The organism is Sphingomonas sp. GM_Shp_2 (genome assembly GCF_026540875.1).
Classification (GTDB): Bacteria; Pseudomonadota; Alphaproteobacteria; order Sphingomonadales; family Sphingomonadaceae; genus Sphingomonas; species Sphingomonas carotinifaciens.
Window position 1 is genome coordinate 57,691 of sequence record NZ_JALNUQ010000013.1, and the last position, 10,935, is coordinate 68,625.

Consider the following 10,935-nt stretch of genomic DNA (forward strand, 5'->3'; position numbering starts at 1 on the left):
CCAATTCGTTCCAACGTTCGCGGCATGCGCGGCGCAGTTCTTCTGATGCTGGCGGCGGCCGCCACCGGCGCCATTGCGCAGACGGTGCCCGACCGGTCGGTGCCGGAGACCGGCGGCCTCGACATTCCGTCGAACCTCCAGATCTTCGGCAAGCTCGATCCCAATGTCCGCAAGCCGACCGCGGTGGTCAACGACACGGTGCTGACCGGCACCGATGTCGACCAGCGCATGGGCCTGATCATGGCCGCCAACCAGGCCGGCAACCTGCCCGCCGAGGAGAAGGAGCGCCTGCGTCTCCAGGTGCTGCGCCAGCTGATCGACGAGACGCTGCAGATCCAGGAGGCCAAGAGCGCGGAAATCGCGGTCACGCCCGACGAGATCAACCAGAGCTATGTCCGCGTGTCGCGCAACTTCAACCGCACGCCGGCTGAAATGAACAAGTATCTGCGCGAAGTGGGCTCGTCCGAGCGTTCGCTCAAGCGCCAGATCGAGGGCGAGCTGGCGTGGAGCCGCTATCTGCGCAAGCGCGTCGAACCCTTCGTCAATGTCGGCGAGGAAGAGGTGAAGGGCATCCTCGACCGCCTCGAAGCCGCCAAGGGCACCGAGGAGTTCAACCTCCGCGAAATCTACCTGTCCGCCAATCAGGCGACCTCGGCGCAGGTCTTCGCCAATGCCCGCCAGATCCTGGCCGAGATCCAGAAGGGGCAGCAGCCCTTCGGCTATTTCGCCCGCACCTTCTCGGAGGCGTCGACGCGCGGCGTCGATGGCGATCTGGGCTGGGTGCGTGCCGCGCAATTGCCGCCCGAGCTCGCCCAGGCGGCCCAGTCGATGCAGATCGGTCAGGTCGCCGGCCCGATCGAGATCCCCGGCGGCTTCTCGATCCTGTATCTCGTCGACAAGCGCCAGGTGCTGACCTCCGACCCGCGCGACGCACGTCTGGCGCTCAAGCAGCTGACGATCAAGTTCCCTGCCGGCACGACCCAGGCGCAGGCCACCGCCCGCGCCGCCAAGTTCGCCGAGGTGACCAAGACGATCCGTGGCTGCGGCGACGTGAACAAGACCGCGGCGACGATCGGTGCGGAGGTCGTCGACAATGACGGTGTGCCGGCCCGGCAATTGCCGCCCCAATTGCAGGACATTCTGCTGAAGATGCAGATCGGCGAGTCGACCCCGCCCTTCGGCTCGGCCGAGAGCGGCGTGCGCGCCCTTGTGCTGTGCGGTCGCGACGATCCCCCTGCCACCGGCTCGCTGCCCCGCCCCGATCAGGTCCAGCAGCAACTGGAACAGCAGCGCGTCAATCTGCGCGCGCAGCAGAAGATGCGCGATCTCCGCCGCGACGCCGTGGTGGAATATCGTTGATCGGCGCTGACGGCGTGATCCCGCCCCTGGCCGTATCGATGGGCGATCCTGCCGGCATCGGGCCGGAGATCATCGCCAAGGCCTGGACCGCGCGTGACGAATACGGCCTGCCGCCCTTCGTGGCGGTGGGCGACGACCGGGCCATAGCCCGCGTCTGGAACGGGCCGATCACGGTGGTGCAGGACATCCGCTCCGCCGTCGCCGCCTTTCCCGACGCGCTGCCCGTCCTGTCGGTCGAGGACGCGGGCGAGATCACGCCCGGTCGCCCGGATGTGGAGGGTGCCCGCTGCGCGCTCCACGCATTAGAACTGGCGGTCGGCCTCGTCCGCTCCAACGCCGCCAGCGCGCTGGTGACGGGGCCGGTATCGAAGGCGCAGCTTTACCAGATCGGCTTCACCCATCCGGGACAGACCGAGTTCGTGGCGGAACGCTGCGGCATTGCCGGTGCCAATGCGGTGATGATGCTCGCCGGCCCTTCGCTGCGCGTCGTGCCGATGACCACGCATGTGCCGCTTGCCCAGGTGCCAGGCCTGATCACCGTCGATCTCGTGCTCGCCAAGGCGCGTGCCACCGCACGCGGTCTGTTCCGCAACTTCGGCATCGCCGAGCCTCGCCTCGCGGTCGCTGGACTGAACCCCCATGCCGGGGAAAGCGGCGCGATCGGGCGTGAGGAAATCGACGTGATCGAGCCGGCCATCGCGCAGTTGCAGGCAGAGGGGATCGACATCACCGGCCCGCTCGCCGCCGACACGCTGTTCCACCCGCGCGCCCGCGCCCGCTATGACGCGGTGCTGTGCTGCTATCACGATCAGGCGCTGGTGCCCCTCAAGACGCTCCATTTCGATGAAGGCGTGAACATTACACTCGGCCTGCCGATCGTGCGCACCTCGCCGGACCACGGCACCGCCTTCGGCATCGCCGGCATGGATGCGGCAGAACCCGGCGCGATGATCGCGGCGATCCGCATGGCCAGCGAAGCGGCGGCACACCGGGCGCGCCTCGGTCTCTGACATGACACCGCTGCATCCCCTGCCCCCCTTGCGCGACGTGATCGCACGCCACGGGCTCGCCGCGTCAAAGGCGCTTGGCCAGAATTTCCTGTTCGACGGCCAGTTGCTCGCCCGCATCGCGGCCATTCCCGGCGACCTGACAGAGGCGCAAGTGCTGGAAATCGGCCCCGGCCCCGGCGGCCTTACCCGCGCGCTGCTTCAGGCCGGCGCCCGCGTCACCGCGATCGAGCGCGACCGCCGCTGCATCCCGGCGCTCGCCGAACTGGCCGATGCATTTCCCGATCGGCTGAAGGTGATTGAGGGCGACGCGCTGCAGGTCGATACCTCCGCGCTGTTCACGACCAAGCCGCACATCGTCTCCAACCTCCCCTATAATGTCGGCACGGCGCTGCTCGTCGGCTGGCTGTCGTCGGCGTGGTTGCCTTGGTGGCAATCCTGCACGCTGATGTTCCAGAAAGAGGTCGCGGAGCGCATCGTCGCCATGCCGGACACATCGGCTTATGGGCGGCTGGCCGTCCTGGCGCAGTGGCGATGCAGCGCGAAGATCGCGATGCCGGTCCATCGCTCCGCCTTCACGCCGCCGCCGAAGGTCATGTCCGCGGTCGTTCACCTCGTCCCGCAAGAGGCGCCGGAGGGCAGCCGTTTCCGCACCCTCGAACGCCTGACCGCCGCCGCCTTCGGCCAACGCCGCAAGATGCTGCGCCAGAGCCTGAAAGCCGTCGCGGGTGCAGACGCCGCGATGGAGGCGACCGGCATCGATCCCACCCGTCGGGCGGAAACCGTGTCGGTTGCGGAGTTCGTCGCACTGGCCCGTGCGCTGGGCTGAGGCAGGGCGGGGCTTGCTCAGCCCACCCGCCCGCTCGTCGAGCCACTCCCGTTCGTCTCGAGTAACCGTCGAGTAGCGGCAAAGCCGCGTATCGAGACGGCATATCGAGAGACGCGTTGCCGCACGAAATAGTGCCGCATACAAGCACCCGTTCCGGCCCTAGCAAGCCTGCTCGGCCGTAATCAGCCGATACGGGCAAACGCCCCGAAGGTCAGGGCTTGGCGACCGCCGCCTTGCTCTCCACCGCCGCGGTCGTCACCGGCGGTCCCTTGGCGATCGCCGCGGCCAGCGTCGTCACTTCGCTGCACTCGCCCTTGCAGAGCGTCCGCAGCTTTGCCAGATTTTCCTTGGCCCGCGTTACCGCGCCCTTCTTCACCAGCGCTTCGCCCTGCCCTTCCAGTGCGGACCGGTCGTTCGGCTCCAGCAACAGTGCCTCGCGGTACAGCCGGATCGCCTTGCCTGGCAGGTCGCGCTGCGTCGCCAGTTCACCCAACAGGACAAAGGCCGCCCGGTTGCGCGGATCGACCGTCACCGCGGTTTCCAGCACGTCGGTCGCCCCATCGAGATTGCCGGCGGCGCGCAACGCGCGTCCTTCCGCCAGCAATTGCAACGAGCGCGCATCGATCTGGTCATCGGGCCGCTGCCCGCTGAGCGAGGTCGATACCGACACCACCGCGAGCGCCGCTGCGAGGGTGAAGGACGAGAAGCGCATGATCGTCTCCAACTGGGGCACGGAGCGGGACGCTAGCATGGAGCCCGCAACCGCGCGACAAAAAAGCCGTCGGTGCCATCCGCCGCCGGGTCCAGCCGCCAGCCCTGGCCGTGCCGCCGACCGGCGGGCAGCGACGGTTCCTCCGCGCTCCAGCCATCGTGGCGCGCCAGAAACGCCGCGACCTGGTCCGTGCCTTCTTCGTCCAGAAGCGAGCAGACGATGTAGACGATCCGTCCACCCGGCCGCACCAGCGCCGCCGCCACGTCCAGCACATGCGCCTGCGTCGCCTGCAACCGTGCCAGCCGCTCGGCGGTAAGCCGCCACCTCGCCTCTGGATTGCGCCGCCAGGTGCCCGTCCCCGAACAGGGCGCATCGACCAGCACGCCGTCCGCCAGCCCGAGCCAGTCCGCCAGCGCCTCGGTTTCGCGGGCCGGGTTCATCAGTCGCGTTTCCGCGATCGTCACCCCCGCCCGCGCCGCGCGTTGCGGCAGGCGCTGCAACCGCGCCCGATCGACATCGCACGCCAGCAACGCGCCCGCATTGTTCATCGCCGCCGCCAGCGCCAGCGTCTTGCCGCCCGCGCCCGCGCACAGATCGACGATGCGTTCGCCGGGCACCGCTTGCAGCTCCGAGCCGACCAATTGGCTGCCCTCGTCCTGCACCTCGATCGCGCCTTCGGCGAACGGCGTGCTCGCCTCCACCGCGCTTCCTGTCGGCAGGCGCAGGCCGTGTTCGGCAAAGGGCGTCGGTGCCGCATCGGGAAAGGCGGGCAGCACGTCGTCGCGCGTCGCCTTCAGCCGGTTGACCCGCACATCGAGGGGTGCCCGCTCGACCAGCGCCGGCAACGCCTGCCGCTCCAGTCCCGATGCCAGCAGCGCGGCCTCCAGCCAGGCCGGCGCCACGCCGCCTGCTGCGCGTGTTTCATCTGCCGCGATCGGCGCCGGGCCGTGGCGCGACCCGTCGAAGGTCGCGGCTAGTTCCGCATCGGCATCCGCCAGCGCCACCATCGCCGCGCGCCCCGACGCCGGCACGTCGCCGGCGGCACGGATTGCCGCATAGACCCGCTCGCGCACCGCGCGCCGGTCTTTCGATCCGGCATAGCGCCGCTCGGCGAAATAGCGCGCGATCAGCGTGTCCGCCGCCGCACCGCCGGATTGTGCCGCGCCGATGATCGCATCCAGCAGCTCGATCGCCGCCTGTGTTCGTGCGGCCGGGGTCATGTTTTCGTCTCCGAATCAGCGCGTGGGATAGTTCGGTGCCTCGCGGGTGATCGTCACGTCGTGGACATGGCTTTCCTTCAGCCCGGCCCCCGTGATCTGCACGAAGCGCGCCCGCTCGCGCAGGTCCTTGATCGTCGCCGAACCGGTATAACCCATCGCCGCCTTGATCCCGCCGACAAGCTGGTGGATCACGTCCCGGGCCGGCCCCTTGAACGCCACCTGCCCCTCGATGCCTTCGGGCACCAGCTTCATCTGGTCCTTGATATCGCCCTGGAAATAGCGATCCGCCGAACCACGCCCCATCGCGCCGACCGACCCCATGCCGCGATACGACTTGTACGCCCGCCCCTGATACAGGAACGTCTCGCCGGGCGCCTCCTCGGTGCCTGCCAGCAGCGACCCGACCATGCAGGTCGACGCGCCGGCCGCCAGCGCCTTCGCAAGATCGCCCGAGGTGCGCAGGCCGCCATCGGCGATCACCGGCACGCCCGACTTGTGCCCTTCCTCGGCGCAACCCATCACCGCGGTCAGCTGCGGCACCCCGACGCCGGCCACCACGCGCGTGGTGCAGATCGAACCCGGCCCGATCCCGACCTTCACCGCATCCGCCCCCGCATCGATCAACGCCCGCGTCGCCTCTGCCGTCGCCACGTTCCCCGCGATCACCTGCACGGTGTTCGACAGCTTCTTCACCTGCTCGACCGCCCGCGCCACATCCCGGTTATGCCCATGCGCCGTATCGATGATGACGCAGTCGCATTCGGCCTCGACCAGCGCACGCGTGCGGGCATAGCCCTTTTCGCCGACCGTGGTCGCAGCCGCGACGCGCAGCCGCCCGGCGGCGTCCTTGGTGGCGTCGGGGTAGGTCACCGCCTTTTCGATGTCCTTGACCGTGATCAGGCCGACGCAGCGATAGGCGTCGTCCACCACCAACAGCTTCTCGATCCGGCGCTGGTGGAGCAGACGGCGGGCTTCCTCCTGACCGACGCCGACCGATACGGTCGCCAGATTATCCTTCGTCATCAATTCGGACACCGGCTGCTGCGGATTGCCGGCAAAGCGCACGTCGCGGTTGGTCAGGATGCCGACCAGCCGGCCGTCATATTCCACCACGGGGATGCCGCTGATCCGGTGCCGCGCCATCAGCGCCTGCGCGTCGGCCAGCGTCGCATCCGGGGCGATCGTGATCGGGTTGACCACCATGCCGCTTTCGAAGCGCTTCACCTGCCGCACTGCCGCCACCTGTTCCTCGACGGTCAGGTTCCGGTGCAGCACACCGATCCCGCCGAGCTGCGCCATCACGATCGCCATGTCGGCCTCGGTGACCGTGTCCATCGCGGCGGACAGGACGGGGATGTTCAGTGCGATCTCGCGGGTCAGTTGCGTCCGCGTGTCGGCGCCGCTCGGCAGGACGTCGGACTCCTGCGGTACGAGAAGCACGTCGTCGAAGGTGAGGCCGAGGCGGATGTCCATGGGGGCTGCCATTTCCTGCGAGGGGAACAAGTGGCGGGCCATGTAACCAAAGAGGCGCGCGGCCGCTAGGGTGGAATGACATGGCTCGCCGCAAGCCTGTCGCGGGTCGCTCGCGCGCCCTTCGGCTGCGTGCTATACCGTACCGCCACGGCCAACAGGGAGAGCAACCGAGATGGGACTGACGATCGCCGCACTGGCGCTGCTATTGGTGCTCTTCTACCTGATGTCGTCGATCAAGATCGTCCGGCAGGGTTATCAATATACGATCGAACATTTCGGCCGTTACACCACCACCGCGGCGCCCGGTTTCAACTTCTATCCTGCCTTCTTCTACCGGGTCGGCCGCAAGGTGAACATGATGGAGCAGGTGATCGACATCCCGGGGCAGGAGATCATCACCAAGGACAATGCGATGATCTCGACCGACGGGGTCGTCTTCTTCCAGGTTCTCGATGCGCCCAAGGCGGCGTATGAAGTCTCCGACCTCTATGTTGCGCTGCTGAACCTCGTGACTACCAATCTTCGCACCGTGATGGGCGCGATGGATCTGGACGAAACCTTGTCGAAGCGCGACGAGATCAACGCGCGACTGCTCAACGTCGTCGATCATGCGACCACCCCCTGGGGCGTCAAGATCACGCGCGTGGAGATCAAGGACATCCGCCCGCCCCGCGATATCGTCGACGCCATGGCCCGCCAGATGAAGGCGGAGCGGGAAAAGCGCGCCAACATCCTGGAGGCCGAAGGCTCGCGTGCGTCCGAGATCCTGCGCGCCGAGGGGCAGAAGCAGGCCCGCATCCTGGAGGCCGAGGGCCGCCGCGAATCCGCCTATCGCGACTCCGAAGCCCGCGAGCGCGCCGCGGAGGCGGAGGCCAAGGCGACGCTTGTCGTGTCGGAGGCGATCGCCGCCGGCGGCACGCAGGCGATCAACTATTTCGTCGCACAGAAATATGTCGAGGCGGTCGGCAAGTTCGCCACCAGTCCCAACGCCAAGACGATCCTGTTCCCCGTCGAGGCGACACAGCTGATCGGCACGCTCGGCGGCATCGGCGAACTCGCCAAGGAAGCGCTGGCCTCCACGCCTGAAAAGGCGAACCGGACCGGCAACGTCACGGTGCCGCGCACATGATCGGGGGCGACATCGGGGCCCCGGGCATCTGGGCGGCGGCGGGGCTTGTTCTCGCCATCGCCGAGTTGTTCGTCCCCGGCGTCTTCCTCATCTTCCTGGCCATCGCGGCCGGCATAACGGCAGCACTCGCCTGGGCACTCCCCGACCTGCCCGTCGCGGCCCAACTGGGTGCCTTTGGTCTATGGAGCGGTGTCGCCGTTCTGATCGGGCGACGCTGGTACCGGGACTATCCGGTCGAATCGACCGACCCGCGCCTCAACGATCGCGCGGCGCGGATGATCGGCCAGATCGCGACCATCACCACCCCGATCCGCGGCGGCGAGGGTCGCGCCCGTATCGGCGACGGCGAATGGCCGGCGCGCGGCCCCGATGCGGAAGCCGGCGCCCGGCTGAGGATCGCCCATGTGGAAGGCACGACCGTGTTGCTGGAGCCGCTGTCGGACTGAACGCTCGCGGTGTTCGACCGACGACCGTCTGCGGGGGGATCGATGGCGCGAAACCCCTGTCGCGTCGGCGCGGCTTATGGCAAAGCGATCGCGTGACGTTCCCATCCTGCCAAATGCCCGTCGTCCGGTCAGGGCCAGCCCGCCGGCCATGACCCACGTTCTGAACATCGCATCCTCGATCCTCGGCCAGCCCTGGCAGTGGCGCGCCACCGCGGCGGACGGTCGCGACGGCATGGCCCCGGACGATCTCGTCACGCAATTGCTGCTCGCGCGGGGATGCCCACCCGAAGCGCTGGACGACCACCGATCGCCGTCCATTCGCGGCTTCATGCCCGATCCCTCGATGTTCCGCGACATGGACCGGGCCGCGGAGCGGCTGGCCGATGCCGTACAGGCGGGCGAGCCGATCGCGATCTTTGGTGATTACGACGTCGATGGCGCGACCTCTGCCGCCCTGCTGCTGCTCGTGCTGCGCGATCTCGGGCTGGAGGCCCGCCCCTACATTCCCGATCGACTGTTGGAAGGCTATGGTCCGTCCGGACCTGCGCTTCTTCGGCTGAAGGACGAAGGCGCATCGCTGATCGTCACGGTCGATTGCGGCGCGCAGGCTTTCGATGCCCTGGCCGTGGCACGCGACGCCGGGATCGACATCGTGGTGGTCGATCACCACAAATGCGCTGCCGTGCTTCCGCATGCCCATGCCCTTGTCAATCCGAACCGCCTCGATGAGGGCGAGGGCGCAGCCCATGGCCATCTGGCAGCGGTGGGGGTGTGCTTCCTGCTCGCCGCGGCGCTGATCCGAACGCTGCGCATGCGCGGACATTTCGGGGACCGTGCCGAGCCACGCCTGATCGACCATCTCGATCTCGTCGCGCTCGGCACCGTGGCGGATGTGGCGCAACTCCGCGGCCTGAACCGGGCCTTTGTGGCACAAGGGCTCAAGGTCATGGCCCAGCGCCGCAATCCTGGCGTTGCCGCATTGATCGACGCGTCGCGGCTTACCCGTGCGCCGACCTGCGCCGATCTCGGCTTTGCACTCGGGCCGCGTATCAACGCCGGAGGCCGGGTCGGCCGGGCGGATCTCGGTGTGCGCCTGCTCACCACACGCGATCCCGCCGAGGCTCAGGCGATCGCAACCGAACTTGATCGCCTGAACGATGAGCGCCGCCAGATCGAGGCTGGTGTTCAGGCGACCGCCGAGACGCTTGCCGCAACCGGCAGCCGCGTGGCCGTAGTGGCCGGACACGGCTGGCATCCCGGCGTGATCGGCATCGTTGCCGGCCGCCTCAAGGAAAAGCTTGGCCGACCTGCCGTCGTCATTGCGCTGGACGAGAACGGCATCGGCAAGGGATCCGGCCGCTCGATCACCGGCGTCGACCTCGGCGCTGCGATCCTGGCCGCCAAGGAACACGGCATCCTCACCGCGGGTGGCGGTCATGCCATGGCGGCCGGCCTGACGGTCGCGGAGGACCGGCTGGACGATCTGGCAGTATTTCTCGAGGAACGCCTGGGCGAGGCGGTGGACCGGGCCAGTGAGGGCCGCTCCCTGCTTCTGGATGCGGTTTTGTCTCCCGCCGGGGTCAATGCTGCCCTTGTCGAGGCGATGGAGGCTGGCGGCCCCTACGGCGTCGGCTGGCCTGCTCCCCGCGTGGCGGCCGGCCCATTCCGCGTCATCCGCGCCGACCTGGTCGGAACCGATCATGTCCGCGCTATCGTGGCAGGTCCCGACGGCGCGCGTTTGAAGGCGATGGCCTGGCGCTCCGCCGCCTCCGCGCTCGGCCAGGCGCTTCTCAGCGCCGGCCCTTCGCGCACCTTGTGGTTGGCCGGGCGCCCCAAGCTCGATGACTGGTCCGGCCGCAATGTTGCAGAATTGCATGTAGATGATGCGGCATGGGTCGATTGACCGCTTGACGGAGTCCGACAAGTCCTCTAGGCGCACCTCCACGCCTGACGGCCCCTTCGTCTAGCGGTTAGGACGCGGCCCTTTCACGGCTGAAGCACGGGTTCGATTCCCGTAGGGGTCACCATCCTCGCATCGAGGCGCGGAAATCCAGGATTTACGCCAGCTTCACCGTCCGCAGGTATAGCGAACGGGTATAGAAGCGCATGGTTCAGATGATCACACCCTGGAAACATCCCCAGACCGGCATCTACTATCTCTACAAGGAACTGCCGCCGCATCGTAAGCGTGGTGTGGAGGCCGCAGATTATGCAGCTTGCGCAATCGGCTGATCTGCCGGCTGCATCCATTTCCAGGGCATGAGTTCGTCCCAGCGGCTGGCTGGCCAGTCACCGGCTACCTTGGCGATGACATCAGCGATGTAGGCGTGCGGGTCGACGCCGTTGGCCTTGCACGTCTGAATGACGGTGTAGATTGCAGCGGCGCGCTCACCGCCTGCGCGCGAGCCGGCGAACAGCCAGTTGCGGCGTCCGACCGCGACACCGCGCAATGCACGTTCCGCGATGTTGTTGTCGATCTCGAGGCGACCATCGCCCAGGAAGCGCGACAGCGCCGGCCAGCGTTTGGTGCCATAGGCGATGGCCCGGGCCATGTCGGACTTCGGTGACAGACGGCGCAGAGTTGCGTCGAGCACTTCGCGCAAGGCGTCGACCAGCGGCCGGCTGTTCTCATGGCGGCTTCGGCACCGCACGTCGGGTGGTTGGCCGCGGACCTCGGCTTCGACGGCATAGAGCGCGCCGATCCGCTCGAGGATGTCGGTGGTCAGCGGCGTGGGCGACCGCTCGTGAAGGTCGAAGACC

At 68.0% G+C, this 10,935-nt stretch carries 10 protein-coding genes and 1 tRNA gene; 7 read left to right on the forward strand and 4 right to left on the reverse strand.

The window, feature by feature from the left end; genetic code table 11:
* Positions 1-24: 24 nt before the first annotated feature.
* Genes OXR08_RS07125 through rsmA form a run of 3 tightly spaced genes read left to right on the forward strand, consistent with a single transcriptional unit; the run spans position 25 to position 3,195 of the window.
* The gene (locus tag OXR08_RS07125; RefSeq protein WP_112383597.1) at positions 25-1,359 is read left to right on the forward strand and encodes a peptidylprolyl isomerase; all 1,335 of its coding nucleotides are present in this window, start codon (positions 25-27) and stop codon (positions 1,357-1,359) included.
* Positions 1,356-2,369 carry a 4-hydroxythreonine-4-phosphate dehydrogenase PdxA gene (pdxA, locus tag OXR08_RS07130; RefSeq protein WP_267348995.1) on the forward strand — a complete coding sequence of 338 codons (1,014 nt, stop codon included), beginning with the start codon at positions 1,356-1,358 and terminating at the stop codon, positions 2,367-2,369. The genes OXR08_RS07125 and pdxA overlap by 4 nt, the downstream gene beginning before the upstream one ends.
* Before the next feature lies 1 nt (position 2,370).
* Entirely contained in the window at positions 2,371-3,195 is an 825-nt protein-coding gene (gene rsmA / locus OXR08_RS07135; protein WP_267348997.1) for a 16S rRNA (adenine(1518)-N(6)/adenine(1519)-N(6))-dimethyltransferase RsmA, read from the forward strand.
* 211 nt (positions 3,196-3,406) lie between these two features.
* Here the strand turns inward: rsmA and OXR08_RS07140 are convergent, their stop codons facing one another.
* From OXR08_RS07140 to guaB, 3 genes are read right to left on the reverse strand one after another with little or no spacing between them, the layout of a single operon-like run.
* Positions 3,407-3,907 (reverse strand): tetratricopeptide repeat protein, encoded by a 501-nt coding sequence (locus tag OXR08_RS07140; protein ID WP_174236672.1) that lies wholly within the window; start codon positions 3,905-3,907, stop codon positions 3,407-3,409.
* A 32-nt stretch (positions 3,908-3,939) separates the two neighbouring features.
* Positions 3,940-5,127, reverse strand: a complete 1,188-nt coding sequence (locus tag OXR08_RS07145) for an RsmB/NOP family class I SAM-dependent RNA methyltransferase (RefSeq protein WP_267348999.1) — start codon at positions 5,125-5,127, stop codon at positions 3,940-3,942.
* 15 nt (positions 5,128-5,142) lie between these two features.
* Entirely contained in the window at positions 5,143-6,600 is a 1,458-nt protein-coding gene (gene guaB / locus OXR08_RS07150) for an IMP dehydrogenase (RefSeq protein WP_112383593.1), read from the reverse strand.
* 172 nt (positions 6,601-6,772) lie between these two features.
* Between guaB and OXR08_RS07155 the strand changes: the two genes are divergently transcribed.
* From OXR08_RS07155 to OXR08_RS07170, 4 genes are all read left to right on the forward strand, one after another.
* Positions 6,773-7,729: an SPFH domain-containing protein gene (locus tag OXR08_RS07155; protein ID WP_267349001.1), complete on the forward strand. Its 957-nt coding sequence runs from the start codon at positions 6,773-6,775 to the stop codon at positions 7,727-7,729.
* Entirely contained in the window at positions 7,726-8,175 is a 450-nt protein-coding gene (locus OXR08_RS07160; RefSeq protein WP_267349003.1) for an NfeD family protein, read from the forward strand. The genes OXR08_RS07155 and OXR08_RS07160 overlap by 4 nt, the downstream gene beginning before the upstream one ends.
* A 148-nt stretch (positions 8,176-8,323) precedes the next feature.
* Complete coding sequence (recJ, locus tag OXR08_RS07165; RefSeq protein WP_267349005.1) at positions 8,324-10,078, forward strand: single-stranded-DNA-specific exonuclease RecJ; 1,755 nt, start codon at positions 8,324-8,326, stop codon at positions 10,076-10,078.
* A 49-nt stretch (positions 10,079-10,127) separates the two neighbouring features.
* A tRNA-Glu gene (locus tag OXR08_RS07170) sits at positions 10,128-10,202 on the forward strand.
* 180 nt (positions 10,203-10,382) lie between these two features.
* On the opposite strand, the gene OXR08_RS07175 is transcribed toward OXR08_RS07170, so the two are convergent.
* On the reverse strand, positions 10,383-10,935 hold a 553-nt coding region (locus OXR08_RS07175; RefSeq protein WP_267349007.1), incomplete at its 5' end, for a transposase.

What these genes read in the sequence shown, in the direction of transcription:
- OXR08_RS07125 (WP_112383597.1), top strand. Translation starts at nt 25, where the DNA reads ATGCGCGGCGCAGTTCTTCTGATGCTGGCGGCGGCCGCCACCGGCGCC.
- rsmA (WP_267348997.1), top strand. Translation starts at nt 2,371, where the DNA reads ATGACACCGCTGCATCCCCTGCCCCCCTTGCGCGACGTGATCGCACGC.
- OXR08_RS07140 (WP_174236672.1), bottom strand. Translation starts at nt 3,907, where the DNA reads ATGCGCTTCTCGTCCTTCACCCTCGCAGCGGCGCTCGCGGTGGTGTCG.
- OXR08_RS07145 (WP_267348999.1), bottom strand. Translation starts at nt 5,127, where the DNA reads ATGACCCCGGCCGCACGAACACAGGCGGCGATCGAGCTGCTGGATGCG.
- guaB (WP_112383593.1), bottom strand. Translation starts at nt 6,600, where the DNA reads ATGGACATCCGCCTCGGCCTCACCTTCGACGACGTGCTTCTCGTACCG.
- OXR08_RS07155 (WP_267349001.1), top strand. Translation starts at nt 6,773, where the DNA reads ATGGGACTGACGATCGCCGCACTGGCGCTGCTATTGGTGCTCTTCTAC.
- OXR08_RS07160 (WP_267349003.1), top strand. Translation starts at nt 7,726, where the DNA reads ATGATCGGGGGCGACATCGGGGCCCCGGGCATCTGGGCGGCGGCGGGG.
- recJ (WP_267349005.1), top strand. Translation starts at nt 8,324, where the DNA reads ATGACCCACGTTCTGAACATCGCATCCTCGATCCTCGGCCAGCCCTGG.